Annotated in this window: 25 protein-coding genes; 15 read left to right on the top strand and 10 right to left on the bottom strand. The window is 47.1% G+C overall.

The features are described 5' to 3' along the window. Positions 1-22: 22 nt before the first annotated feature. Entirely contained in the window at positions 23-901 is an 879-nt protein-coding gene (locus MHM94_RS07280) for an SDR family oxidoreductase (RefSeq protein ID WP_235419378.1), read from the bottom strand. Positions 902-1,035: 134 nt separating this feature from the next. On the opposite strand from MHM94_RS07280, the gene MHM94_RS07275 reads away from it, so the two are divergent. The 4 genes from MHM94_RS07275 (at position 1,036) to mrcB (ending at position 6,535) form a co-directional block, all read left to right on the top strand. After that, complete coding sequence (locus MHM94_RS07275; protein WP_045980492.1) at positions 1,036-2,277, top strand: response regulator; 1,242 nt, start codon at positions 1,036-1,038, stop codon at positions 2,275-2,277. A gap of 181 nt (positions 2,278-2,458) precedes the next feature. After that, positions 2,459-2,797 (top strand): P-II family nitrogen regulator, encoded by a 339-nt coding sequence (locus tag MHM94_RS07270; RefSeq protein WP_022944590.1) that lies wholly within the window; start codon positions 2,459-2,461, stop codon positions 2,795-2,797. A gap of 11 nt (positions 2,798-2,808) precedes the next feature. Beyond that, on the top strand, positions 2,809-4,038 hold the full coding sequence (locus MHM94_RS07265) for an ammonium transporter (protein WP_022944589.1): 1,230 nt from the start codon (positions 2,809-2,811) through the stop codon (positions 4,036-4,038). Positions 4,039-4,324: 286 nt separating this feature from the next. Continuing rightward, positions 4,325-6,535 carry a penicillin-binding protein 1B gene (gene mrcB / locus MHM94_RS07260; RefSeq protein WP_235419380.1) on the top strand — a complete coding sequence of 737 codons (2,211 nt, stop codon included), beginning with the start codon at positions 4,325-4,327 and terminating at the stop codon, positions 6,533-6,535. A gap of 86 nt (positions 6,536-6,621) precedes the next feature. Here mrcB and hemL read toward each other — a convergent pair whose 3' ends face one another. The 4 genes from hemL to MHM94_RS07240 all read right to left on the bottom strand — a co-directional run bounded on the left by hemL (position 6,622) and on the right by MHM94_RS07240 (position 11,317). Then, on the bottom strand, positions 6,622-7,902 hold the full coding sequence (gene hemL, locus MHM94_RS07255) for a glutamate-1-semialdehyde 2,1-aminomutase (protein WP_151173116.1): 1,281 nt from the start codon (positions 7,900-7,902) through the stop codon (positions 6,622-6,624). Positions 7,903-8,044: 142 nt separating this feature from the next. Continuing rightward, positions 8,045-9,061, bottom strand: coding sequence for an aspartate carbamoyltransferase (locus tag MHM94_RS07250; protein ID WP_053910567.1), 1,017 nt, complete (start codon positions 9,059-9,061; stop codon positions 8,045-8,047). Between the two features lie 126 nt (positions 9,062-9,187). Beyond that, positions 9,188-9,622 (bottom strand): CopD family protein, encoded by a 435-nt coding sequence (locus MHM94_RS07245; RefSeq protein WP_022944584.1) that lies wholly within the window; start codon positions 9,620-9,622, stop codon positions 9,188-9,190. Positions 9,623-9,634: 12 nt separating this feature from the next. Next, entirely contained in the window at positions 9,635-11,317 is a 1,683-nt protein-coding gene (locus MHM94_RS07240) for a chloride channel protein (protein WP_045980496.1), read from the bottom strand. 217 nt (positions 11,318-11,534) lie between these two features. Between MHM94_RS07240 and erpA the strand changes: the two genes are divergently transcribed. Further along, positions 11,535-11,873, top strand: a complete 339-nt coding sequence (gene erpA, locus MHM94_RS07235) for an iron-sulfur cluster insertion protein ErpA (RefSeq protein WP_022944582.1) — start codon at positions 11,535-11,537, stop codon at positions 11,871-11,873. 63 nt (positions 11,874-11,936) lie between these two features. Here the strand turns inward: erpA and MHM94_RS07230 are convergent, their stop codons facing one another. Further along, positions 11,937-12,119: a hypothetical protein gene (locus tag MHM94_RS07230; RefSeq protein ID WP_081604397.1), complete on the bottom strand. Its 183-nt coding sequence runs from the start codon at positions 12,117-12,119 to the stop codon at positions 11,937-11,939. A gap of 303 nt (positions 12,120-12,422) precedes the next feature. On the opposite strand from MHM94_RS07230, the gene MHM94_RS07225 reads away from it, so the two are divergent. Continuing rightward, positions 12,423-12,665 carry a helix-turn-helix transcriptional regulator gene (locus MHM94_RS07225; RefSeq protein ID WP_022944581.1) on the top strand — a complete coding sequence of 81 codons (243 nt, stop codon included), beginning with the start codon at positions 12,423-12,425 and terminating at the stop codon, positions 12,663-12,665. Positions 12,666-12,722: 57 nt separating this feature from the next. Here the strand turns inward: MHM94_RS07225 and MHM94_RS07220 are convergent, their stop codons facing one another. The 4 genes from MHM94_RS07220 to MHM94_RS07205 form a co-directional block, all read right to left on the bottom strand. After that, entirely contained in the window at positions 12,723-14,129 is a 1,407-nt protein-coding gene (locus MHM94_RS07220) for an MFS transporter (protein WP_235419381.1), read from the bottom strand. 62 nt (positions 14,130-14,191) lie between these two features. After that, on the bottom strand, positions 14,192-14,827 hold the full coding sequence (locus tag MHM94_RS07215; RefSeq protein ID WP_022944579.1) for a peptidylprolyl isomerase: 636 nt from the start codon (positions 14,825-14,827) through the stop codon (positions 14,192-14,194). Then, positions 14,824-15,399 (bottom strand): YajG family lipoprotein, encoded by a 576-nt coding sequence (locus MHM94_RS07210; protein WP_235419382.1) that lies wholly within the window; start codon positions 15,397-15,399, stop codon positions 14,824-14,826. Before MHM94_RS07210 ends, MHM94_RS07215 begins: the two co-directional genes overlap by 4 nt. An 8-nt stretch (positions 15,400-15,407) precedes the next feature. Beyond that, the gene (locus MHM94_RS07205) at positions 15,408-16,532 is read right to left on the bottom strand and encodes a methyltransferase (protein WP_235419383.1); all 1,125 of its coding nucleotides are present in this window, start codon (positions 16,530-16,532) and stop codon (positions 15,408-15,410) included. A gap of 59 nt (positions 16,533-16,591) precedes the next feature. Here MHM94_RS07205 and MHM94_RS07200 point away from each other — a divergent pair, with 59 nt between their 5' ends. The 9 genes from MHM94_RS07200 to nqrF all read left to right on the top strand — a co-directional run bounded on the left by MHM94_RS07200 (position 16,592) and on the right by nqrF (position 25,027). Further along, a complete protein-coding gene (locus MHM94_RS07200; protein ID WP_235419385.1) occupies positions 16,592-17,203 on the top strand; it encodes an alpha-ketoglutarate-dependent dioxygenase AlkB in 612 nt (203 codons plus the stop codon). Positions 17,204-17,238: 35 nt separating this feature from the next. After that, positions 17,239-17,550 (top strand): BolA family protein, encoded by a 312-nt coding sequence (locus MHM94_RS07195; RefSeq protein WP_130148443.1) that lies wholly within the window; start codon positions 17,239-17,241, stop codon positions 17,548-17,550. Between the two features lie 80 nt (positions 17,551-17,630). Then, on the top strand, positions 17,631-18,821 hold the full coding sequence (fabV, locus tag MHM94_RS07190) for an enoyl-ACP reductase FabV (RefSeq protein ID WP_235419386.1): 1,191 nt from the start codon (positions 17,631-17,633) through the stop codon (positions 18,819-18,821). Positions 18,822-19,230: 409 nt separating this feature from the next. Beyond that, on the top strand, positions 19,231-20,574 hold the full coding sequence (locus tag MHM94_RS07185; protein WP_045980538.1) for a Na(+)-translocating NADH-quinone reductase subunit A: 1,344 nt from the start codon (positions 19,231-19,233) through the stop codon (positions 20,572-20,574). A 1-nt stretch (position 20,575) separates the two neighbouring features. Then, positions 20,576-21,778 carry an NADH:ubiquinone reductase (Na(+)-transporting) subunit B gene (locus MHM94_RS07180; protein ID WP_022944572.1) on the top strand — a complete coding sequence of 401 codons (1,203 nt, stop codon included), beginning with the start codon at positions 20,576-20,578 and terminating at the stop codon, positions 21,776-21,778. After that, on the top strand, positions 21,768-22,535 hold the full coding sequence (locus MHM94_RS07175; protein WP_022944571.1) for a Na(+)-translocating NADH-quinone reductase subunit C: 768 nt from the start codon (positions 21,768-21,770) through the stop codon (positions 22,533-22,535). Before MHM94_RS07180 ends, MHM94_RS07175 begins: the two co-directional genes overlap by 11 nt. Further along, positions 22,535-23,164, top strand: coding sequence for an NADH:ubiquinone reductase (Na(+)-transporting) subunit D (locus tag MHM94_RS07170; protein WP_022944570.1), 630 nt, complete (start codon positions 22,535-22,537; stop codon positions 23,162-23,164). The genes MHM94_RS07175 and MHM94_RS07170 overlap by 1 nt, the downstream gene beginning before the upstream one ends. Before the next feature lie 10 nt (positions 23,165-23,174). Continuing rightward, entirely contained in the window at positions 23,175-23,783 is a 609-nt protein-coding gene (gene nqrE, locus MHM94_RS07165; RefSeq protein WP_022944569.1) for an NADH:ubiquinone reductase (Na(+)-transporting) subunit E, read from the top strand. Positions 23,784-23,800: 17 nt separating this feature from the next. Further along, a complete protein-coding gene (nqrF, locus tag MHM94_RS07160) occupies positions 23,801-25,027 on the top strand; it encodes an NADH:ubiquinone reductase (Na(+)-transporting) subunit F (RefSeq protein WP_045980502.1) in 1,227 nt (408 codons plus the stop codon). The last annotated feature ends 56 nt before the right edge of the window (positions 25,028-25,083 follow it).

Genomic DNA, 25,083 nt, shown 5'->3' with positions numbered 1-25,083 from the left:
AGTTCAAAGTGACAAGTACAAGTTAATGCGACAAGTGGGGAGCAATCACTGTGGCGATACGAGCACGAAAATCACTATCAATGGCCAGCCCCATCGGCGCCAGTCGAGTATCACGCAATTGACAATCCTTGGGCCGTGGTGCAGCGCTGCTATCCACACTGGCAGCACTGAGACTGTTGGGGTCAATATGTAATAGCGGTGCCATGGCTCGGGCTATTGCCAGCTTAGTGAGCTTTTCGCTGGCACTGATATGGAATATACCGCTTAGATCGTTGTTCATCATATGCAGCGCATTACTGAGCACATCAGCAATATCGTTAACATCCGTTGGCAAGCGCTGCGCCTCATCATCAAACTGCCGTTGTCCGGCTTTTAGTTGTGCCGCAATGGTGGTCACAGCCGATTCTTTTAAGTGAGAAACTTCACCGTAAAGTACCGGGATACGAACGATGGCTGCATCGGGGGAGTTTGCTTGTAATAGTGTTTCACTGCGCGCTTTGGATTCACCATAGAGGTTCAGTGGGTTGACGGCAGCGCCTTCTTCATAGGGCGGGTGCTGACCATCAAATACGTAATCAGTACTAATAAAGATGAGTCGGCATTGGTACTCGGTGCATAACTGGGCGATATGTTCGGTAACCTCGCAGTTCAGTTGTATGCTGCGTTGCGGGTCGGTATCAAATTGGTCTGGGTTGCGCTCAGCGGCTGCATGAATAAACAGCTCGGGGCGATGCTTTGAAAAAAGCGCGGACAATGCCTCGGCATCGGTCAAGTCGACTTTAACAAGTGGTGGCTGAGCACGGGAAAAACCTAACCCAATCACTTGGTGATGTGGCGCAAGACGCTGATAAAGCGCACGGCCGAGTAACCCGGTTGCGCCGGATAGCATGATAGTAGACATAATAAAAACGCAGGTCATCTATTGGTGGAACTCACCCTAGCGACACAAGTTTATAAAGTCAAAGATGTCCTTTAATGCCAAAGTGTGGTTAAATTTGGTCCGCTTAATGAAAGATATTCACCTTGGAGTTGGCGATGGCCCGAGTATTGATTGTTGAAGATAGTAAAGTTGTGCAGCAAGTATTGCGCCATTTGCTAACGCAAAAATTTGCCCGTGAATTTATTAAGCACGTTGATTTTGCTTGGAATTATGAGCAAGCCCAAGAGCTACTTGAGCAGCACACATATGATTTGGCATTGGTTGACATGACCTTGCCAGACTGTGCCAGTGGCGATGCTGCACGCCTTACGATTGAACATAATGTCGCTTCAGTCATTCTAACCTCGAGTATGGATGAGTCTCAGCGCCAACAGATGCTGGAACTCGGCGTGGTTGATTATGTTATTAAAGATAACCGTGACTCCTACCTTTATGCCGTGCGTCTATTAACGCAGCTACTGCGTAATAAAGGTCTACCAGTGCTGGTGGCTGATGATTCGCAATTGAGTCGACAAGTACTTAAGCAGTTACTACAACGCCAGCTTTATCATGTTATTGAGGCTGAAGACGGTGAACAAGCGCTGGCGATATTGCGTGAGGACACCAGTATCAAGCTGCTGCTATGTGATTATGCTATGCCGAAAATGGACGGCTTCGAATTAGTACGAGCGGTACGTAACCACCGAGGCCGTGATGACTTGGCCATTATTGGTATTTCTGGGGCGGGCAACAATGGTTTATCGGCTAAGTTTATCAAATACGGCGCCAATGACTTTTTGACCAAGCCGTTCATGAATGAAGAATTTCATTGTCGCGTGCTGCAAACGGTAGAGCAGCTGCATTTAATCGAACAAATTAAAGCCACGGCAGAGCGTGATTACCTCACCGGCATGTTTAATCGTCGCTATTTACAAGAGCATGGTCGGCGCTTATTTGCAAAAGATAAACACGCTGTCACGGTGGCGCTTATCGACGCCGATAACTTCAAACAGATCAACGACCAGTATGGTCATCAAGCCGGAGACAGCGCGCTTCGACAGCTTGCCCAGCGACTACAGCAGCACCTTGATGAGCACATTGTTGCGCGTTTTGGTGGCGAAGAGTTCGCCGTGTTGGCACATTGTCACGACAGTGCACAATTGCAGCAGCAGCTGGAAAATGTAAATGATTCGCTGCGCGATGAGCCAATTGAACTAGCCGATAGCACGCATACACTGAGTGTCAGTATTGGCTTAGCAGCGATGAATCATCATGACTTTGATGCCTGCTTAAGTGCTGCTGATAAAGCCCTTTATCGCGCCAAGGCGCAAGGTAAATGTCAGCTGGTGTGTGAATAACATCATCGCTGTGATGAGTTAACGCACAACTTTGGCCAGAGCGACTGATAAACGCACCACAATGGTGCGTTTTTTTATGCTCTGATAAGTTAATGCGCTGTTAAATAAAGGGAATTTAAACTGGCATAAAGGTTGGATTGGTCCTTAGACAATAATAATGAATATTGCCTAAGGGGGCCGTATGAAAATGATCAGCGCCATCATCAAGCCGTTCAAACTTGATGAAGTACGCGAAGCCTTGGCGGAGCTGGGTATAGAGGGGATGACTGTGGTTGATGTTAAAGGCTTTGGCCGGCAACGCGGACACACCGAACTCTATCGCGGAGCCGAATACCAGGTGGACTTTATTCCCAAAATTAAAATCGAAATCGCAACCTTAAGCGACAACGTCGACAGAGTGGTTGAACTCATCACCCAGGTGGCCTCCACTGGCAAAATTGGCGACGGTAAGATTTTCGTTTATGACCTTGACCAAATTGTGCGCATCCGTACGGGTGAGCTCGACGAAGAAGCGATTTAAGGGGAGCCATCATGGAAAATACGGTCGTAGAATTACAGTTTTCACTCAATACCTTTTACTTTTTAATCTCCGGGGTGCTGGTGATGTGGATGGCAGCAGGCTTTGCTATGCTCGAAGCAGGGCTCGTGCGCTCTAAAAACACCACCGAGATTTTAACGAAAAACATCGCTTTGTATGCTATCGCTTGCACCATGTACTTGCTGATTGGGTATAACATCATGTACGTGGATAACGCTGAGGGCGGCTTTATACCTAGCTTTGGAGCCTTGATAGGCACCCAAGCCAGTGATGCCGATCATGCGCTAGAGTCTGACTTTTTCTTCCAAGTTGTCTTTGTTGCCACCGCCATGTCGATTGTCTCTGGCGCAGTTGCAGAGCGTATGAAGCTGTGGGCGTTCTTAATCTTCTGTGTTGCTCTCACTGGCGTGCTATACCCACTTGAAGGCTACTGGACATGGGGTGGAGGCTTTTTATCGGAAATGGGCTTTATTGATTTTGCCGGCTCAGGCATTGTGCACGGCGCGGGTGCATCAGCAGCGTTGGCCGGTGTGTTACTGCTCGGTGCGCGCCGAGGCAAGTACGGTAAAAACGGTGAAATTTACCCCATTCCTGGTTCTAACTTGCCACTGGCAACACTGGGCACCTTTATTTTGTGGATGGGCTGGTTTGGTTTCAATGGCGGTTCCCAGTTATTTATTAGCGATGCTGAGAATGCCACCGCAGTGGGTAAAATCATGCTCAACACCAACGCAGCCGCAGCAGCCGGTGCCGTGGCTTCCTTACTTGTGTGCAAAACTTATTGGGGTAAAGCCGATTTAACGATGGTGTTAAATGGTGCTCTTGCTGGGCTAGTGGTGATCACCGCCGAGCCGGCGTCCCCTTCACCCTTGTTGGCTATTTTGCTTGGCGCGATAGGGGGCATTGCCGTTGTCTTTAGCATTGTCGCTTTGGATAAGGCGCGTATTGATGACCCGGTGGGTGCTATCTCGGTGCATGGGGTGTGCGGTGCTATTGGCTTAATGTTAGTTCCCTTGTCTAATGCTGACGCCAGCTATGCTACGCAGTTAATTGGTTTATTGTGTATCTTTGGCTTCATGTTCGTAGCGTCGTTTATTGTTTGGGCGATTTTGAAGAAAACCATCGGCATCCGTGTCGGCGAGGAAGAAGAGCTCAACGGTATGGACCAGCACGATTGCGGTATTGATGCTTATCCGGAGTTCGTGTCTGTACGTTCCAGTTAAGCTCACCCATTCCCATAGAACGCCAGCCCCTAGCTGGCGTTTTTTATGCTTATTTGCTGCTGCATAAGTCAGTCACAGTTAAGTTTTACCACGCTAGAGTTCACTCGCACCCTGCTTGGCATGCTCGTGGGCGGTTAATTTCAATCACGAGTATGCTAAGCTTCTCAACAATTTCACCCTAGCTAGCATTTGCACATACATGGCGTCGAAAAAATCCCCCAGCAAAAAGAAGTCCAATTCCAAAAAAGCAGCCTCTAAGCAGCCATCATCAACCTTTAAGCGGGTTATGAAGCGGTTATTTTCCATTGCCTGGAAGCTGGCTTTAGTCACATTTATTAGTGTGGCTTTGTACATGATTTATCTCGATGCCAAGGTAACCAGGCAGTTTGAGGGCAATAAGTGGCAGTTACCTGCGCAGGTGTACGCGCGGGCAATGAACTTTTATCCTGGGCAATACCTATCTCTTGAGGAAGTAGAGTGGGAGCTGCAACGCCTAAACTACACGCAAGTGACTAAGCTTGCTCATACTGGGCAATATGAACAAAGTCGAACTCGATTACGCATTTATCGTCGTGCTTTTGAGTTTGCCGATGGCGCAGAGCAAGCACATATTATTGAGCTGCGTTTCAAAGGTGACCGCTTAGCCAGCGTACAAAATAATATTGGCCAACGCTTAGAGCGTGCGCGACTGGAGCCGGTGCAAATTGCTCGTATCGGCAATGACAAAACCCAAGACCGTGAATTTTTGCCCCTAGATAAGTTCCCACCATTATTAAAAGAGACCTTGCTGGTGGTGGAGGATCAGGACTTTTATCAGCATCACGGTGTCTCGCTTTGGTCAATTATGCGCGCTTTGTATGCCAATATTCGAGCTGGGCGCACGGTACAAGGCGGCAGTACGTTAACACAGCAGCTTGCGAAGAACTTTTATTTATCGCGAGAGCGCACTTTAGTCCGCAAGATCAACGAGGCGTTAATCGCGCTGATCTTGGATTATCGCTATTCCAAAGATGCCATACTAGAGGCCTACCTTAATGAGGTTTACCTAGGTCAGTCATACACTAAAGGCGTGCATGGTATGGGGCTGGCATCGGAGTTTTACTTTTCCAAGCCCGTTGATGAGCTGGAGTTTGACCAAATTGCGCTACTGGTCGCTTTGGTGAAGGGGCCGTCGTACTATAATCCGCGACGTTATGAAGAGCGCGCCATGGAGCGACGCGACTTAGTACTGCGGTTAATGGCCGAAAATGGTTTGCTAACAACCAACGAATATCGTCGGGCCCTAAAACGGCCTCTGGATATCGTGGCGATGCGCCGTGATATCAATAAAACCTACCCAGGCTATTTAGAGCTGGTTAATCGTGAGCTCAAAGAGTTACTTCCCAATAAAGCCACATTGGATGCTGGAGTGCGGGTATTTACGTACCTTGATTTACAAAAGCAAGAAGCGATGGAAGCGTCAATTGAAAAGTCGCTCCCCTATTTAGAACGACGTCCGAAAACACAGCAGCTGGAAGCGGCGATGCTGTCAGTTAATCGTGAAGTAGGGGGCGTATCTGCCTTGGTTGCTGGACGCGATGTCCGTTATTCCGGTTTTAACCGGGTACTGGATACTAAGCGGAATATCGGCTCTTTGGTGAAACCTGCGGTGTATTTAACAGCCTTGCAGTTACCACAATATAACTTAGGGACTTTGTTGGATGACAGACCACTGGAGGTGACTGACGAGCAGGGTGAGGTTTGGCAACCTGACAACTTCGATCATCAACACCGAGGGATGTTGCCTTTATACCGTGCCTTTAGCCAAAGTATTAATATTCCAGCGGTCAATTTGGGGCTAGACGTGGGTGTCGACAAGGTTGCCAATACTTTACAGGGGTTGGGTGTGCAGTCGCGTATCAATCAATATCCATCGCTGCTGTTGGGGGCATTGGAGCTGTCGAGCTTTGAAGTGGCGCAAATGTACACCACATTGGCGAATGATGGCGCTTATGGCCAGCTAAGTAGTATTTCGGCATTGACTGATAACAGTGGCCGGGTGCTGTATCGCCATCAGTTTGCCCCGCAGCAACGTTTTGCTAAAGATGCGATGTACATGACCAAATATGGTATGAAACGGGTGACTAAAGATGGCACGGGTAAGCGTTTAAATAAACACTTCCCAACGATTCAATTGGCTGGCAAAACAGGCACCAGTAACAACTTACGTGATAGCTGGTACGCTGGGTTTGACCAAAGTACCGTCACTGTTGCTTGGGTGGGCCGAGATGACAACCAAAGTACCGGATTAACCGGTTCGGTGGGGGCATTGGAACTCTATATTCGTTATCTGCGTCAGCTCAACCCTCAATCTATCGCTGATACTCGTCCTGAAGGTATTCGTTGGGCTTTCGTTAACGAGGCCACCGGTGAGCAAGCGCCTCCTGGTTGTGGCAAGGTTATCCAGCTCCCGGTGCGCGAGCGCGAGTTTAATCCACGCCCTCCGTGTCGCCAGTAACGGCCGTTAATAGATATGCATTAAAAAGCCGCCTCAAGGGCGGCTTTTTGTCAGCTAATGAGCCATGGGTTTATGGCTTCACCGCCTTATAGCTTTGCAAATGCACGCTCAGCGGCGGCAATCGTTGCTGCTATTTGCTCATCGCCATGAGCGGCGCATACAAACCCAGCCTCAAACGCTGATGGAGCGAGGTACACCCCCTCTTCTAGCATTAGGTGGAAAAAGCGCTTAAAACGTTCAAGGTCACATTCGGTAGCTTGCTGGTAGCTGCTTACCTGCTCGGCGTCGGTAAAGAAAAAGCCAAACATACCGCCTGCATAGTTAGTTGTTAGGGCGATCCCTGCTTTGTCAGCGGCCGCTTGGAAACCGCTACACAGCGCTTTACTCTTCGCTTCCAGCTGCTCATGTAAACCTGGCTCGCTGAGCAGCTGCAAGGCTTTTAAGCCAGCTGCCATGGCGATGGGGTTCCCAGAGAGAGTACCGGCTTGATAAACAGGCCCAACTGGCGCGATATAGTCCATGATTGCTTGTTTACCGCCAAAAGCGCCCACCGGCATGCCGCCGCCGATCACTTTACCTAAACAGGTCAGGTCAGGGGTAATGTTGTAATAAGCTTGAGCACCGCCTAGTGCAACGCGAAAGCCGGTCATTACTTCATCGAAGATCAGCACACTGCCGTGTTCATCGCAAATTTCACGCAGGCCCTCTAAAAAGCCAGGTTGTGGTGGAATGCAATTCATATTGCCAGCCACCGGCTCGATAATAATACAGGCGATGTCTTGTGGATACTCGGCAAAAATAGCCTTCACTTCGTCAAGGTTATTGAACGACACAGTGAGGGTGTGTTTGGCAAAATCTTCTGGGATCCCTGGCGAGTTTGGCACACCCATGGTTAATGCCCCAGAGCCTGCTTTAACCAGCAGAGAGTCGGCGTGGCCGTGATAGCAGCCTTCAAACTTTAGAATTTTATCGCGACCGGTGTAACCACGCGCCAAACGAATCGCGCTCATGGTGGCTTCTGTACCAGAGTTAACCATGCGCACCGAATCAATGGAAGGCACTAATTCTTTTACCTTCTCAGCCATATCAATTTCGGCTTCGGTAGGTGCGCCATAGCTCAAGCCGCGCTCTACCGCTTGATGTACTGCTTGTTTAATTTCAGGGTGGTTGTGGCCTAAAATCATCGGTCCCCAAGAGCCCACGTAGTCGATGTATTTTTTGCCATCGGCATCATAGGTGTATGCACCTTCGGCATGAGTGATAAACAATGGCGTACCACCTACACCATTGAAAGCACGTACGGGAGAATTAACGCCACCGGGAATAGAGGCTTGGGCGCGGGAATATAAGTCTTGGCTTTTGCTCATAATGCTTCCTATAAATTCGGGTCAGTTGACCTTTTAAGTGTGTAGCAGCTCACTTGGCATATTTACGAATCTGAGCCTGTGTAAGTTTAACTGCGTATCCAGGCGGGGCAGGGCCCCTTAGCGATATGCATACACGTCGGTTTTAGTCTTCACGTTTACGGCTGAACCACGGTACTGTGGTTTCATACTTTTCTACTTGGTTCTCGACCCCAAGGGTTAATGCAAATAACGCCATACGAATTAACACACCATTTTGAACTTGGCGGAAAATCGCTAAATTATCATTGGCATTTAAATCATTATCTAATTCATTGGCATCGCTGCGACTATCACGTGGCAACGGGTGCATCAGCACTGAACTGGGCTTGCAATGGGCGTTGTAGATGGACTGGGAAATACGAAAACCACCACGGTATTTATTGGCTTCTTCTTGGCTTGGAAAGCGCTCTTCTTGAATGCGAGTTTGGTAGACGATATCAGCGGCCAGATTACCTTCCATTTTATCGGCGAGGACAATGTGGTGGCCGGCATCGCTGACGCTGTCTAGAATGGTTTGTGGCATTTGCAAGCCATCCGGGGCAACCATGGTAAAGCGCACGTCTTTATAATGACATAGCAACTTGGATAACGAATGCACGGTACGACCATATTTTAGGTCGCCGACTAGAGCGATATGCATGCCATCAATTTTTTGGCCAAAGCGGTTTAACTCGCGGTCGATGGTTAACAAGTCGAGTAGTGCTTGAGTGGGATGCTCGTTGGGGCCATCACCGCCATTAAGTACAGGGACACTACAGCCGGTGGCAAACTCGGCCACGGAGCCGGCATCGGGGTGGCGCATAGCGACAGCATCGGCATAAGCAGAAATGACGCGTGCGGTATCGTAGAGGGATTCCCCTTTGGCTAAAGCGGAGCTTTGCATGCCTGTTGTCTCGCGCACTAATCCGCCTAGCAAGTTAAAGGCGGTGCCAAAGCTGACCCGTGTACGGGTGCTAGGCTCAAAAAATAGATTCGCAAGAATCGCCCCTTCGAGCACTTTTGTGCGTTTTTGTTTTTTGGCATAAGGTTCCATCCGTTTAGCCACTGCAAATATATGCTCGATACTTTCTCTATCAAGTTGATTTACAGACAGAATGTTTTCACCTAAGAAGCGTAGCATGGAGGTCTTCCCAAACAATAAAGTGAGACAGTATGAGGGTACGTTGGGGCTAACACCGCCATCGAGTGTAAGCCGCAAGTACGCCACCGCGTTTGGAGGCGCACTATAGCAGATTTTTTCTAATTTTTAGAGTGCCGGCTTTAATACTGCCAAAAAGATAATTGCCAGCAGTACTAACACGGGAAGTTCATTGAAAATTCGATAAAAACGGTCACTACGGGTGTTTTTGTCGTGTTTAAAATCACTTAATAGCTTGAAACAGTAGCCATGATAGGCGTACAAAATAAGCACTAAAGTGAGTTTGTAGTGCAGCCACATGCTAGCGCGAAACCACTCGCGGCCATACTCGACGATCATCAGTACCCCAAACACCGCAGTTAAAATCGCAAACGGGGTAACGAACAGGAGTAACCGGCGCTCCATAACTTTTAGCATAGAGCTGCATGATTTCTCTTCGTTGAGCGCGTGATAAACAAACAAGCGTGGTAAATAAAAAATACCAGCGAACCAGGCAACCATGAAAAATAGGTGTAGAGCTTTATATACCAAAATCAGTGACATTGTACTTCCCAGTTAGAGTAAGGCATTACGAATAGTGAGAATGTGGCGGATTTGATCCCAGCGCATAATTCCCAGAATTTCTTTGTGATCGTGCATATCATACACATACACGGCGCCGCTGCGCTTGTCTTTGAGCACATCGAAGGCATCCGATAGGGTGGCCTGTGAGCTCACCCCTTCGAGCGTAACGTAGCGGATATTGATATTTTCCTCAGACATTAAATTAAGATCATATTCCGCGAGCCGGTAACCATTTTCTTCATCATAAACAATCAGCGGCGTTTGTCCGTCGAGATTATCCAAAGACTCTTTGATTTGCTCTTTGTCCTCGGCGTATAGCAGCTTAAAGTCCTCATTCATCTCTGCCATGATACCGACTTTTTGTAGTGCCTCCGTGGCTGGAGATACTTGGTAGGTCAGCCCCTGAAAGTCGAGTTGCTGTAGGAAAATAGAGCGGTTGCCAAACACTTGTAAGGCGGTGACGTAAGCGGTCACAATCACTAACATTGCTGGAACAATAATTTGCGGACTGGAAGTGAGCTCCATCACCGCTGTCAGCGACGCCAGTGGCGCATGCAGAGTCGCGGCAAGTAATCCGGCCATGCCTAATACGCCATAAGTGCCAGCAACGTCGGTGCCCGGGGCAACAAGGTGGGCGAAAAATGACATTAAGGTGCCCATAATAACTCCCAAACCAATAACCGGGCCAATCAGGCCGCCTGGTATACCTAAGCCGATGGCAAACAATGTCGCCAGTAGTTTAGCGATTAATATGGTCAGCAGCAGTTGTACATTATCCGGTGAATGAGTAGCGATAGTAATGGCGCTCATTCCCGAGCCCATTGCTTGCGGCACCAGGTAACCGATGCCACCGGCAATAATGCCAGCAATAATCAATCGTGGCAGCATTGATAAGGGTTTAAAGGTGCGAATAATGAGCATCAGGTTTTTGTTAAAGGCATAGGCGATGGCGCCTAAGGTCATGCCGCAAATGACTAAGTAGGGATAATGCCAAAAGCTCAGTGGAGTAACGCTGATGAGCGCTAACTCTATGTCATCACCAAAAACAAACTGAGTGGCTAAAGCCCCGGTAACCGCAGCGAGCATAATAGGAACAAAGATATGCACTTTGTATTCACGTAGCACCACTTCCATAACGAAAATTACCGCTGCCAAAGGGGTGTTAAAGGAGGCTGCAATCCCTGCGGCTACGCCACAACCGCTGAGTGTCCGCATGGCGTTATAGGGCAGGTGGAGCTGGTTAGCAAGCATGCTTGCGCCTGTTGCGCCCATATGAACGGAGGGGCCTTCACGACCTACCGAAAAACCACTAATCAATGCTAGAGCACCGCCAAAGAACTGGTTAACTGTGTTATAAAAAGGCATTTGTCCGTAGTGCATTTTCATACGGTGAATAACAAAGGGAATACCAAGGCGGTAGTGCTTAAAGCCAGTAAGGTAGGCAAACAGTGCGATAATACAGGCTGCGCCAACAGGCAGTAAAAACCGTTCTAATGCCGATAAAGTGGTAAAGTCATCAAAATTCTCTAGAAAGATGTTTTGTACTAACACAATAGTCAAACGAAATAGAATAATTAATCCCGCTGCAATCAAACCTGCGGCAATACCGAGAAGGCAAAGCTGGATTGAGGTTTTAGGGCGAGCAAGGCGTCGTCTTAGCGCCTCTAGTTGCATACCTATTCCTTTGTTCTTAATGACTATGGAGTGCGCTTAAGTCTACCAAAGGTTTATATATAAATCCTTGTTTAACGTCACACTTTGTCAGAGCAATAATTGCAGGCTGCACTGGTGTCGCACTTAAGTCATGTTATGATGCTTTCGCGCGGCAATACTTGATTAACTTAGTCGGGTATTAGATAATTCGCAGTAAATGAGCAGTGAGAGAAATAGTATGTCCGAGCAATTACCAATTAAATTCAGTGATGCCGCTGCTGCGCGTGTAAAGCAGCTTATTGAAGAGGAAGAGAATCCTTCATTGATGCTGCGCGTTTATGTCACTGGTGGCGGCTGTTCAGGCTTTCAGTATGGCTTCACGTTTGCGGAGCAAGCCAATCCAGGCGACATGCAGATAGAAAAAAATGGTGTCACCTTAGTGGTCGACCCAATGAGTATTCAGTACCTAGTTGACGGTGAAGTCGATTATACCGAAGGGCTTGAGGGGTCACGCTTTTTTGTGAATAACCCGAATGCCACTACAACCTGTGGCTGTGGTGCTAGTTTTAGCGTGTAAGTATTAGGTTGAATCAGAAATTGAAAAAAATGCCGCATTCGCGGCATTTTTTGTGGTTGAACGTTATTCTAGTGGAGTATTGGTAACAAATAGCATCAAGGTGAAGAAACCTAAAACTAAGGTGGAGAAAGCAACAATATACACAAACCCTTTACGACCTTGTTTTAGCGGTATTCGGTTGTAATGGAGAAAAAGCCACCACAATAAACACAAAAGAATTGGCAAGATAAAGAGCAATCTGAGCATTTTTTCCCCTAAATTCCATATTTTCCTTCATATTAGCTTATAAGTACCTAACGCAAAAGGTAAAAATAAACTATCGATTTTATGAGTGAAATTAATTAATATCTTGTTAAACTCTAGTGCGTGATTCATTGCGAAAATTGCAGTGAAAATTCTCGCGCCGGAATTAGGTAAATTTTTGTATATAAACTATACCTAAAATAGGACATGTGGTTTAATACCGCGTGAATGAGACGGGCAAATTTCATTCAATCCTATTTATCAACCGTGATATGTATAGCAATTCATCTAGTAGGAGATGTAATTATGATGGGTAAAACCGTTTCTTCCGAAGAAAACGGAAGACTGACAAAGTGGCTGAAAGACAAACGCCATGAAAAAGGCCACACTATGCGCAGCTTGGCTCAAGTTTTGGGCACGCCGCACTCTTTTATCGGTAAAATAGAAAACCAAGAACGTCGTTTAGATGTTATTGAGTTCATGCGTTATTGCGACGCCCTTGAAGTTGACCCTTATGAAGGTCTATCACTACTTCAAGAACAAGCGTAATACCGATAAACCAGAGCCCAGGAAGGGCTCTAGGTTCTTCTTCCTATACCCTACCAATTATTCTTTAACCTTCGCTGAACGTGCATGATACTGTTGTTCAAGCTGGTATAACCGTTTTCTGATTAGATATAAAAATAGTAGTGATGGCAGCACCATAAGTGCAGTCAGTATAAAGAACGTGGACCAGTCGCCGTGAAGCCAATCATCAACCACCACACCACTGTATCCAGAGAGCAAAGTGCGCCCCAGGTTGCCCAATGAAGCCAGCAGCGCGTAGTGCGTAGCGCTGAAAGCGCGATCGCACAGCATGGAAATAAACGCAACCATAGCAACCAGTGACCAAGCTTGAGTAAAACCGTCTAAAATGATGGCTAACGCATATAAATGCAGCTTAGGGCCAGCAACGGCTATCCAAGAAAACATTAAATTCGATGCGGCCATTGCCACGCCACTGATAAATAGCCCTTTTACAATACCAAAGCGGGCATTGAATAAACTCCCTAGGAACGCGAAAATAATCGTTAGTACCGCCGTACCGAGTTTCGAAAAGGTGGCAATATCGGAATTGCTAAAGCCCACTTCTTTGTAGAAAACGATGGACATTCGCGCTAAAAATGCCTCACCAATTTTGAATAAGAAAATAAACGCTAGCAGAGCAATAGCGGTTTTCACGCCATTTTTAGCAAAAAAGCTGCGTAGCGGCTCGATGATGGTGACTCCTAACCAAGCCAAGGTTTTTTTCAATACTAACGGAAGAGCGTTAGAATGTTGTTGTAACTTTTGCTGATACTGATGTTCCAACTGTTCATGAATATGCTCACGGTTTGACAGTGGTTCGTTAGCAACAAACACATAGGTAATGAGAGCGGCAACTATCAGCGCCAATGCGAGGTAGACATCTGGCCAATCAATGCCGGGGATATCAGCGGCGAAAAAAGGCATGGCACCGAGTAGAGCATAACCTGTCCACCAACCACAGGTTGCCATTGCCGCCGCTGCCGACATCTTTTCACTTTCATTTTCATCCAAAATATCAATACGATAAGCATCAATTGCAATATCTTGAGTGGCAGAAGCAGTGGCAATTACCAGGGCAAGCAGCGCCACTAGATACAGCTGTGCGCCTATATCAACAAAAGCCATAGCCAGCGTGCCCAGCAATATCACGCACTGACAGCAAAGCAACCAGCTTCGGCGTTGCCCAAGCCAGGCAGTCACATAAGGAATTTTGACCCGATCAACCAAAGGTGACCACAGGAAGTTAATAGAGTAGGCACCAAACACCATGCCAAATAAGCCAATCATACTGCGGCTTAAGCCCTCATCTTTAAGCCACGCACTCATCACCGAGCCGATCAACACCCAAGGAAAGCCGCTGCTGATGCCAAAAATAAAAATAGTGAGTAAGCGGCGATCACGAAAGTAATTGAAAAAAGTCTGAAGTGATACGGGGTTATGGCTCATGATGACGGCTTACTTGAGATTTTGGGAGGATACGGGCGGTGACAACCGCCCACAGCTGAAAACTAATAAGGTTGCGCTTCGAGTACTTTAATATTGAAAATGATAACCGGTTGTTTAGGAACGTAGGAATAGCCTATTTTCTCTTGGTAGTCGGTCTCGACACGCATGATTTTATCTAAAGTTTCAAACCCCTCTACGACGGAGCCAAACACCGCAAAACCCCAATCACTGCCTGGATTTAGGTGGTCATTATTATCCATGTTGAAGAAAAACTGACGCGTTGCAGAATGCGGCTTGCGGTCTTGGTAAGCCATGGCAATGGTATACATATCGTTTTCCAGGCCGCTGCCGCTTTCATTAAAAATAGGGTCATTCTCATGCAGACCGTCATAATTCTTGTCGTAGCCACCCCCTTGGATGACAAAGTCGCGGTCGTTTTCTTCATCGCGTTCAACCCGATGAAACACCGATCCTTTATAACTGCCGTCTTGTACGTATGTCAGGAAATTATTAACCGTAATTGGTGCTCGTGAGCGGTCCAGCTCAACAACAATCTTTCCTTCACTGGTGGCGAATTCTACTCGTGGGAAGAGGTTGTCCTTTTGCACAAATTGACCTTGTACAGCCGCGAGTGTGGGCAGGCTGATAAAGAAAGTAAGGAATACGGCGGTAAGTGTGCCAAGAAAACGAGTGTTCATGGTGCTCCCTTTTGCATGTAATTGTTCAGTTCAGGGTCGTTCATTATACGAATTACCAGTTGCTCAATCTGCTTATTAAGCTGCGCTTCTACTTTGGCTTGATCATAACCAAATGGGCCGCTGAACTGGCTTTGGCCATTATACATTTTATTGAATTGACTACCATTACGCTGCACGAACACTTGTAGGGCAATCTTCGCAGTACTGTTATGATCGACGGTGTTTTGTTCAACATGAGCGTGTAAATCATGAATAGCAATACGGATATGGGTGGCTCCCATGGCGCTGACCTGAGCCCCATTGCGTTGTAAACCTTGTTCAAACACCCGTGTGAGTTTGCTATCAAGCCCTTGAGTGAGCTGCTGTTGTGAATGCTCGCCATCGCTCACTATCACAGTGGCTTTATTGGCGCGCTGGTCATTCACTTGCAGTGATACTGTTTGATTAAATTGATGATATTGACCGCCTTGGTATTGTGGGTCAAGAATAGCCTCGGCTGCGCGGTTAGCGCACCCGCTCACAGTAACCAGTGCAGCGCTCAAGAGAAAAAGACGAATAACTGTGTTGCTCATGATCCTACCTATTTTTTTGCACTTAACACGACGAACTTTTTATTCGAACCCAGCAGCTTATGACCACCGAATAAACGGTTAAGTTTCTCATGGTATTGTAAATGTCGGTTGCCTACGATACGAAGCTCGCCGCCGGGGCGCAATACTTTTTTCGCGTCATTAAACATTTGCCAAGCAATGTGGTCGGTAATCGCGTTTTGTTGATGAAACGGCGGGTTACATAAGATCAGGTCTTGGCTGGCAGCGGCAAACCCTGTTAAACAATCTGACTGCACAAATTGGCAACGGTGCAAATCATGTTCGTGGTTTTGTTCAACATTAAGTCGTGCTGAGGCCACTGCCATGCATGATTCATCAACGAAAGTGAGGTGTGCTTGTGGGCATTGAGCCAAAGTAAGCAGACCAATGACGCCATTGCCACAACCCAAATCTACAATGCGCAGTGCTTTTTTGGACTGCGGTAGGTAGTTGCTGAAAAAGCGAGCGCCAATATCCAATGAATCGCGAGAAAATACATTAGCGTGATTATGCAGGGTGTAAGGAGTGCCTTCGAACGACCAACTCTTAGGAAAAGGGCTTTGTTGCGCTTTATTGTGCATAGAGGCGGTGATAAGCCGCGCTTTTTTCACCGCCAAGGTGGTGCTTGCTGGGCCTATGTAGCGCGATACGAGATTGATTGTTGAGGTATGAACAGCTTTAGTTTTGCCCCCTAAGATCACCGGCGTGTTTGGGCTTAATGTCTGTGATAACTGGGCCAGTTGATGTTGCAGGTAGCCACTGTTTTTAGGAATTCTGCCGATGACTAAATCATAGTCGTCCAGTTTATCCATGCTGCTAAGTGCAGTGAAATTACTTTCATCTAAGGCATTTTGCGCCAGGTTATAATGCCAAGCTTGGTGGGCCACGTACGAGTCACTGAGCGCACTAATATCAAATTGATGCAAAGCGCAGGCGAGGGCACCAAAGTCGTCATTTAATATAAGCAGCTTTTTTGCACTGGGATAATGCTCTTTGACATAATCAATTAAGTACTCGTCGGCGGCATCCCACGCCTGTAGGCTACGGTTTTTTTGCTCCAGAGGAAAGCGGTGTAGGGTGTAGTGGGTGCCACCGAGTAGGGCGGATGTTATCATAACGGTCAATGTGTAACGGATAGTAGCGCTAGTTTACCACGATGGATGGGAATTCGAAGGTGTTTAACACTGATACCGGCAACCTGTTGCCCGATGAGCTACCAGCAGACATGTTTCACTATCAGCTGCAGGCGCTGAGTGCTGATAAGGCCACCCAGCTCTATCATTATTTGCGTGATAATTTGGCTTGGCAACAGCCAAGCATACACGTTTTCGGTAAATGGCACCCTATACCTCGTTTACAGGCCTATATCGGCGATCCAGACAGCGCGTATGAATACTCAAAGCAAGTGTTTTCGCCTATGCCCTGGCCTGAGCCATTGGCGCGCATGCGGGAGCGCCTTAATAATCAGCTAGGGTGCAAATTTAATGCGGTACTGGTTAATTATTATCGCAACGGTCTCGATAGTATGGGGTGGCATGCTGACGATGAACCTGAGCTTGGAGCGCAGCCGACCATTGCATCGTTATCCTTAGGAGCGCTGCGTAAGTTCAAATTACGCCATAAGCACTCGCGGGTGGTGACAGATGTGCCTTTGCGTCACGGTAGTTTGCTGATCATGAAAGGCCAAAGCCAGCAACACTTCGAGCACAGTCTACCGAAGCAGCGTAAAGTGACCCAAGGGCGCATTAACTTAACGTTTCGCCACATTGACGCTTCTTTGTTATAGTAATGCTCCAGTTTACGCTGACGAGTCAGTAATTTATGTCTATGCAAACTCAGATAGAGCAAAAACTCGCTGCTGCCATTGCGTGCAAGCATTTACATGTGGAAAACGAAAGCCATATGCACGCCCGAGGTGAAGATTCTCATTTCAAAGTCACTGTGGTCAGTGAGCAATTCAGCGGCCAACGCTTATTACAGCGCCACCGCGCGATTAATGAGGTGTTGGCCGATGAGTTGCGCGAACACATTCATGCCCTTGCGATTCATGCTTACACACCTGAAGAGTTCAGTGAGCGACAGGGGCAAGCTCCGCAGTCTCCTAATTGTTTAGGTGGCTCCAAATTCGATTAAGTAAAGTCATCAGACCTGTGTAATGGGCTTTAGTCGTTACACTAGCGCTAAATTTTTCGGCAACGATATGGAATTTTATCATGGTCATTAAGCCTAAAATTCGTGGTTTTATCTGCACTAACGCTCATCCTGCGGGCTGTGCAGCGCACGTACAACAACAAATAGATTACGTAAAACGCCAAGGTGATTTAGGGCAGGGCCCTAAAAACGTCCTGGTCATTGGCTCGTCAACCGGCTATGGCTTGGCTTCACGTATTGTTTCAGCCTTTGGTCATGGCGCCAAAACATTGGGCGTGTTTTTCGAAAAGCCAGGTACAGAAAAGAAAACAGGTTCTGCGGGATGGTACAACACCGCTGCTTTTCAAAATGCAGCCGATGAAGCGGGCTTGTGGGCAAAAAATATCAATGGTGATGCCTTTTCTGATGAAATCAAAGAAAAGACGATTGATGTTATTAAAAATGAATTAGGCAAAATTGATTTAGTTATCTATTCCCTTGCTTCGCCGCGTCGTACCGATCCAAAAACCGGTGAAACCTTCTCTTCCACACTCAAGCCTATCGGTGAAGGCGTGACCACCAAGAACCTCAATACTTCAAAGCGTATTATTGATGAGGTGAGCGTTGAGGCTGCCAGTGATGAAGAAATTGCCAATACCGTGAAAGTCATGGGTGGTGAAGATTGGCAGCTGTGGATTGATGCTTTAAATGAAGCGGACGTGCTTGCCGATAACTTTAAAACCACCGCTTACACCTACATTGGTAAAGAGCTGACCTGGCCGATTTACGGTCACGCCACAATAGGCAAAGCCAAAGAAGACTTGGACCGTGCCGTTCAGGAAATTAAAGCATCTACCGCTGATATCTCCGGTGAGGCTTATGTGAGCTCTCTTAATGCAGTGGTCACGCAAGCCAGCTCGGCAATACCGATTATGCCTTTGTATATCTCTGCGCTGTTCAAAGTGATGAAAGAAGATGGCACCTATGAGGGGACTATCGAGCAAATTACCGCGTTGTTTAAAGAGAACTTGTACGGCAAAACGCCGCGCTTTGACGAAGGCGGTCATTTATTCCAGAACTACAAAGAGCTTGAAGACGATGTGCAGCAACGAGTGCAGCATATTTGGGATCAGGTGGATACCGACAGTATTGACGAGCTAACCGATTATGTTGGTTATCATCGTGAGTTTTTACACCTGTTCGGTTTTGATTTAGACGGTGTTGACTACGAAAGTGATGTTAACCCTGAGGTTGAAATCAACAATCTCGTTTAAGTATCGCTGTTTTACATAGAAAGCCAGTCAATAGACTGGCTTTTTTGTGTTTTTACAATCTCAGGCTGTGAAATTAAGACTTTGGTCTATATTGAAGTTTATTCACTAATTTTAGCTCGGATTGCTTAGATAATTTTTACTTTTTAACTCGCATAGTCGCCGTGATTGATGTTAAAATTCGGCAGATATGTGACAAGTTCACTGCGTTGCTTTGCTCACTAACCGAAATGGGTGCTCTTTTATACCGTTTGTATTAATCGTGTGGACGACTTTTGCTTGCACAAGTGCGTAAGTGCGCACCGAGCAATAAGCGAACCGCCTTTTACGCGGCCATCACTCAACTCGGCCAACTTAGCAGCGTGGTTGGTAAGATTTTAAGTTTCTTTCCGTTAATGTAATGCAAGTGCGTATGATCAACATAAAAAAAGGTCTGGATCTACCGATAGAGGGCGCACCTCAGCAAGTTATTCACGACGGTCAACCCGTCAAACGAGTAGCCGTGCTAGGTGAAGAATATATCGGCATGCGTCCTACCATGCGAGTTCGTGTGGATGACCAAGTGAAAAAAGGCCAAGTTCTTTTTGAGGACAAAAAGAATCCTGGCGTTATCTACACTGCACCGGCCGCCGGGGTAGTTAAAGAAATCAATCGTGGTGCAAAACGTGTGCTGCAATCTGTTGTGATCGAAATCGATGGCAACGAGCAGGAAACCTTTGCAAAGTTCGACCAGGGTGAGCTCGCTAACCTTGACCGCCAAAAGGTGGTTGACCAGTTAGTTAACTCAGGTCAATGGACTGCGCTTCGCACCCGCCCATTCAGCAAAGTACCCGCTGTTGATGCCAAACCTAGCTCTATCTTTGTAACAGCGATGGACACTAATCCGCTTGCAGCTGATCCAGCTGTAATTATTGCTGAGAATGCGGAAGCATTTGAAGCTGGTTTAGCGGTTGTCTCTCGTCTTACAGAAGGCAAAGTGTTTGTGTGTAAACAAGCCGGTGCTCAAGTGCCTAGCTCTTCTGTGGCTTCTGTAGAAGTTCATGAGTTTGGTGGTAAGCACCCTGCAGGTCTTGTTGGTACTCACATTCATCACCTAGATGCAGTGTCTGCATCGAAGCAGGTATGGCACTTGGGCTACCAAGATGTGATCGCTTACGGTCATCTTTTCCTAAGTGGTGAAATTTACACTCCGCGTGTGATTTCTTTAGCCGGCCCACGTGTTAAGAACCCACGTTTGGTGAAAACACAGATCGGTGCTGCTTTGGATGAGTTAGTGTCTGGTGAACTGGAAGACGGTGACAACCGTATCATTTCAGGCTCAGTACTTTCTGGTACCAATGCAACGGGTCCACATGCGTTCCTTGGCCGTTATCACACGCAAGTGTCGGTGCTGCTAGAGGGTCGTGAGAAAGAGTTGTTCGGCTGGATCGCTCCAGGCAGCAACAAGTTCTCTGTAACGCGTACCTTCTTAGGCCACTTAGCGCCAAGCCGTTTGTTCAACATGACCACGTCAACCGGTGGTTCAAAACGTGCGATGGTACCAATCGGTAACTATGAGCGCGTGATGCCGCTTGATATTTTGCCTACCTTATTACTGCGCGATTTAATCTCGCGTGACCTAGATGGGGCAATTTCACTCGGCGCGTTGGAGCTAGACGAAGAAGATTTAGCGTTGTGTACCTTCGTTTGTCCAGGTAAATACGAATACGGTTCTATCCTTCGTGACTGCCTGACAACAATCGAGAAGGAAGGCTAAAATGGGCTTGAAGAAATTTTTAGAAGATATCGAACCGCATTTTGAAGCGGGTGGTAAGCATGAAAAGTGGTACGCACTGTATGAAGCAGTTGCGACTATTTTTTATACCCCTGGCTATGTCAACAAAGGCGGTACTCACGTTCGCGATAACATCGACCTAAAACGTATTATGATTTTAGTGTGGATGGCAACGTTCCCTGCCATGTTCTTTGGCATGTTTAACATTGGCCACCAAGCGGCAGAAGCGTTAGCAAACGGTTTTGCATTGGGTGATTCTTGGCAAGTAGGATTGTTCCAACTGTTAGGCGGTGAGCTCACTGCTGATTCAGGCTGGGGCGCGAAAATGTTCTACGGTGCCTGTTTCTTCCTGCCAATTTATGCCGTTACCTTCGGTGTCGGTGGCTTCTGGGAAGTGCTATTCGCGTCAATACGTAAGCACGAAGTAAACGAAGGTTTCTTCGTTACCTCTGTGTTATTTGCATTGATTCTGCCTGCAACCATTCCCCTTTGGCAAGTTGCCCTAGGTATTACCTTCGGTGTGGTTATCGCCAAAGAGGTATTCGGTGGTACAGGTCGTAACTTCTTGAACCCTGCGCTTGCTGGCCGTGCGTTCCTGTTCTTCGCCTATCCGGCGCAGATTTCAGGTGACACAGTGTGGACAGCCGTTGATGGTTTCTCTGGCGCGACTTACCTAGGCCAAGCGGCAACAGGTGCGCTTGATTATGCCAACATGGAGCTATGGTGGAATGCGTTTTACGGTTTCATTCAAGGTTCTATGGGTGAAACATCAACCCTAGCAATCTTATTAGGTGGTTTGTTCCTAATCTATGTGCGTATTGCTTCTTGGCGAATCGTGCTAGGTACCTTCTTGGGTATGGTAGTCACTGCAACGCTGCTGAACTTTATCGGTTCAGACACCAACACCGCGTTTGCAATGCCTTGGCACTGGCACTTAGTCCTTGGTGGCTTTGCGTTTGGTATGTTCTTTATGGCAACCGACCCGGTATCAGCGTCATTTACCGATAGAGGTAAGTGGGCCTATGGTGCACTGATTGGTTTTATGGTGGTGATGATCCGCGTGGTTAACCCGGCATACCCTGAAGGCATGATGCTCGCTATCTTGTTTGCAAACCTATTTGCACCGCTATTCGACCACTTCGTAGCGCAGTCAAACATCAAGAGGAGATTGGCACGTGTCCAGTAATAACGAATCAATCGGTAAAACGCTCGGTGTAGTTGTTTCGCTATGTTTGGTGTGTGCGGTTATCGTATCGTTCGCATCGGTGCAATTGCGCCCGCTGCAGCAAGAAAATAAATTAAAGGATATTCAAAGCAATATTCTTTCAGCCGCTGGATTTAATGATGTCAAAGACGTGCAAGCTACGTATGACGAAAACATTGAAACCATCGTTGTTGATGTTAATAACGGCCAACAAGTTGAGTTTGACTCTGAGCAAGCTCGCAGCGAGTGGATCAAATCTTACGACTTCGAAAAGAGTAAGTTTGACGCCGATATGAGCATTAAGTTGCCAAAAGAGCAAGACAAAGCGGGCATTCAACGTCGTACTACGGAAGCACCGGTTTACATTAACCGTGCCGATGACGGCTCAGTGAAGTCAATCATTCTACCAATCCAAGGTTATGGCCTTTGGGGTGTTATGTATGGCTTCTTAGCTCTTGAAAGTGATGGCGAAACTGTTAAAAACATCATCTTCTACAAGCACAACGAAACCCCAGGTCTAGGTGGTGAAATCCAAAACCCAGCTTGGACGGCTCAGTGGCAAGGCAAAGAGCTGCCGGTAGACTTAGTGAAAAGCGGTGCTGACAACGAGCACGAAGTAGACGGTCTCTCTGGCGCAACCCTGACCTCAAACGGTGTTGATAACACGGTTGATTATTGGACAGGTGAAAACGGCTTTGGTCCTTTCCTTGCGAAAGTACGTGAAGGAGCGTTGAAATAATGGCTGATACTAAAGAAATGAAGTCGGTTCTATTTGGACCAGTCTTCGCAAATAACCCTATCGCTCTGCAAGTACTCGGTATTTGTTCGGCGCTAGCAGTAACATCAAGCTTGAAAAATGCATTGATCATGTCAATTGCATTGACCCTAGTAACGGGCTTCTCAAGTTTGTTTATCTCTATGATTCGTAACCAGATCCCATCAAGTGTGCGGATCATCGTACAGATGACCATCATTGCCTCATTGGTAATCGTGGTGGACCAGGTACTGCAAGCCTTCTCGTATGCAACAGCGAAAGAACTGTCGGTATTCGTTGGTTTGATTATCACCAACTGTATCGTAATGGGTCGTGCTGAAGCGTACGCGATGAAGTCACCGCCGTTTATGTCTTTCCTAGACGGTATTGGTAATGGCTTAGGCTACTCAGTAGTACTACTGACTGTTGGTTTCATTCGTGAGCTATTCGGTAAAGGGTCGCTGTTCGACGTAGAAATCATCCCATTAGTACAAGACGGTGGCTGGTATCAGCCTATGGGTCTATTGATCCTGCCGCCTAGTGCATTCTTCATCATCGGTCTATTCATTTGGGTGCTACGCACTTATAAGAAAGACCAAGTAGAAGCGAAATAAGGGGCGAGTCGTGGAACAATATCTTAACTTATTTGTTAAAGCGGTTTTCATTGAAAACCTGGCGCTTGCCTTCTTCTTGGGGATGTGTACTTTCCTTGCGGTATCAAAGAAAGTAAAAACCTCAATTGGTCTAGGTGTAGCGGTTATCTTCGTACTGGGTATTGCCGTACCGGTGAATAACTTGGTTTATCACGCGGTATTAGCGCCGGGCGCACTGGAGTGGTTGGGTTTCCCTGACGCCGATTTAAGCTTCTTGCGCTTTTTGACGTTCATCGGTGTTATTGCTGCCCTAGTACAAATCCTAGAAATGGCATTGGATAAGTTCTTCCCACCGCTTTATAACGCGTTGGGCATCTTCCTACCATTGATCACGGTAAACTGTGCGATTTTCGGTGCGGTATCGTTCATGGTAGAGCGTAATTACAACTTCGGTGAGTCAGTGGTCTTCGGCCTGGGTTCTGGTGTAGGTTGGGCGCTGGCAATCACGTTGCTAGCGGGTATTCGCGAGAAGATGAAGTACTCAGACGTTCCTGATGGTTTACGTGGTTTAGGTATCACCTTTATCACAGTAGGCCTGATGGGTCTGGGCTTTATGTCATTCTCTGGTATTTCACTATAAGGTAGCGAGGAGAAATCATGCTTGAGGTATATTTAGGCGTAGGTGTATTCGTCGCTATCGTGGTTATGCTGGTTTTGGTCATCATTGCGGCCAAGTCAAAGCTAGTACCCACAGGTGACGTCACCATCGGGATCAATGGTGATCCTGACAAAGCAATTACAACATCACCAGGTAGCAAGCTACTGGGTGCCCTAGCAGATGCAGGTATTTTCGTATCGTCTGCATGTGGTGGCGGTGGCTCATGTGGCCAGTGTCGTGTTGATGTTAAAGAGGGCGGTGGTGATATCCTGCCGACCGAACTTGACCACATCTCTAAAGGTGAGGCACGTCAGGGCTGTCGTCTTGCGTGTCAGGTTGCTGTTAAAAGCGACATGGAGATTGAGCTAGAAGAGTCTATCTTCGGGATCAAGAAGTGGGATTGTGAAGTTATCTCTAACGATAACAAAGCAACCTTCATCAAAGAGCTTAAGCTTAAGATCCCAGACGGTGAGGTTGTACCTTTCCGCGCCGGTGGTTACATTCAAATTGAAGCACCTGCTCACCACGTTAAATACAAGGACTTTGATATTCCTGAAGAGTATCGTCCTGATTGGGAGCGTTTCGGCTTCTTTGACCTAGAGTCAAAAGTAGACGAAGAAACTATTCGTGCTTACTCAATGGCGAACTACCCAGAAGAGTTTGGCATCATCATGTTGAACGTGCGTATTGCTACGCCGCCGCCAAACAACCTAAGCCTACCTTGCGGTAAGATGTCATCGTACATCTGGTCGCTTAAAGAAGGCGATAAGGTGACAATTTCTGGTCCATTTGGTGAATTCTTCGCTAAAGAAACTGACGCAGAGATGGTCTTTGTCGGTGGTGGTGCAGGTATGGCACCGATGCGTTCACACATCTTCGACCAGCTGAAGCGTTTGAACTCAGATCGTAAGATGAGCTTCTGGTACGGTGCACGCTCTAAGCGTGAGATGTTCTACGTTGAAGACTTTGACGGTCTAGCTGCAGAAAACGATAACTTCGTGTGGCACGTAGCGCTTTCTGATCCTCAGCCAGAGGACAACTGGGAAGGCTATACTGGCTTTATCCACAACGTATTGTACGATAACTATCTTAAGGACCATGAAGCGCCTGAAGACTGTGAGTACTACATGTGTGGGCCACCGATGATGAACGCAGCCGTAATCAACATGCTAAAAGACTTAGGTGTTGAAGACGAAAATATCCTATTGGATGACTTCGGCGGCTAAACGAATGTCACGCATTCGTCATTGATTTATAAAAGGCTTCCTAACCCAGTTAGGAA

Source organism: Pseudoalteromonas sp. CNAT2-18.1, from assembly GCF_022347865.1.
Lineage (GTDB): Bacteria > Pseudomonadota > Gammaproteobacteria > Enterobacterales > Alteromonadaceae > Pseudoalteromonas > Pseudoalteromonas ruthenica.
The sequence above is the reverse complement of the archived record's forward strand: the minus strand, read 5'-3'. Positions and strand labels throughout refer to the sequence as shown.

Excerpts from the sequence above, each read along its gene's own strand:
- MHM94_RS07280 (WP_235419378.1), bottom strand. The coding sequence starts at position 901 with ATGTCTACTATCATGCTATCCGGCGCAACCGGGTTACTCGGCCGTGCG.
- MHM94_RS07275 (WP_045980492.1), top strand. The coding sequence starts at position 1,036 with ATGGCCCGAGTATTGATTGTTGAAGATAGTAAAGTTGTGCAGCAAGTA.
- MHM94_RS07270 (WP_022944590.1), top strand. The coding sequence starts at position 2,459 with ATGAAAATGATCAGCGCCATCATCAAGCCGTTCAAACTTGATGAAGTA.
- MHM94_RS07265 (WP_022944589.1), top strand. The coding sequence starts at position 2,809 with ATGGAAAATACGGTCGTAGAATTACAGTTTTCACTCAATACCTTTTAC.
- mrcB (WP_235419380.1), top strand. The coding sequence starts at position 4,325 with ATGAAGCGGTTATTTTCCATTGCCTGGAAGCTGGCTTTAGTCACATTT.
- hemL (WP_151173116.1), bottom strand. The coding sequence starts at position 7,902 with ATGAGCAAAAGCCAAGACTTATATTCCCGCGCCCAAGCCTCTATTCCC.
- MHM94_RS07250 (WP_053910567.1), bottom strand. The coding sequence starts at position 9,061 with ATGCTACGCTTCTTAGGTGAAAACATTCTGTCTGTAAATCAACTTGAT.
- MHM94_RS07245 (WP_022944584.1), bottom strand. The coding sequence starts at position 9,622 with ATGTCACTGATTTTGGTATATAAAGCTCTACACCTATTTTTCATGGTT.
- MHM94_RS07240 (WP_045980496.1), bottom strand. The coding sequence starts at position 11,317 with ATGCAACTAGAGGCGCTAAGACGACGCCTTGCTCGCCCTAAAACCTCA.
- erpA (WP_022944582.1), top strand. The coding sequence starts at position 11,535 with ATGTCCGAGCAATTACCAATTAAATTCAGTGATGCCGCTGCTGCGCGT.
- MHM94_RS07230 (WP_081604397.1), bottom strand. The coding sequence starts at position 12,119 with ATGCTCAGATTGCTCTTTATCTTGCCAATTCTTTTGTGTTTATTGTGG.
- MHM94_RS07225 (WP_022944581.1), top strand. The coding sequence starts at position 12,423 with ATGATGGGTAAAACCGTTTCTTCCGAAGAAAACGGAAGACTGACAAAG.
- MHM94_RS07220 (WP_235419381.1), bottom strand. The coding sequence starts at position 14,129 with ATGAGCCATAACCCCGTATCACTTCAGACTTTTTTCAATTACTTTCGT.
- MHM94_RS07215 (WP_022944579.1), bottom strand. The coding sequence starts at position 14,827 with ATGAACACTCGTTTTCTTGGCACACTTACCGCCGTATTCCTTACTTTC.
- MHM94_RS07210 (WP_235419382.1), bottom strand. The coding sequence starts at position 15,399 with ATGAGCAACACAGTTATTCGTCTTTTTCTCTTGAGCGCTGCACTGGTT.
- MHM94_RS07205 (WP_235419383.1), bottom strand. The coding sequence starts at position 16,532 with ATGATAACATCCGCCCTACTCGGTGGCACCCACTACACCCTACACCGC.
- MHM94_RS07195 (WP_130148443.1), top strand. The coding sequence starts at position 17,239 with ATGTCTATGCAAACTCAGATAGAGCAAAAACTCGCTGCTGCCATTGCG.
- fabV (WP_235419386.1), top strand. The coding sequence starts at position 17,631 with ATGGTCATTAAGCCTAAAATTCGTGGTTTTATCTGCACTAACGCTCAT.
- MHM94_RS07185 (WP_045980538.1), top strand. The coding sequence starts at position 19,231 with ATGATCAACATAAAAAAAGGTCTGGATCTACCGATAGAGGGCGCACCT.
- MHM94_RS07180 (WP_022944572.1), top strand. The coding sequence starts at position 20,576 with ATGGGCTTGAAGAAATTTTTAGAAGATATCGAACCGCATTTTGAAGCG.
- MHM94_RS07170 (WP_022944570.1), top strand. The coding sequence starts at position 22,535 with ATGGCTGATACTAAAGAAATGAAGTCGGTTCTATTTGGACCAGTCTTC.
- nqrF (WP_045980502.1), top strand. The coding sequence starts at position 23,801 with ATGCTTGAGGTATATTTAGGCGTAGGTGTATTCGTCGCTATCGTGGTT.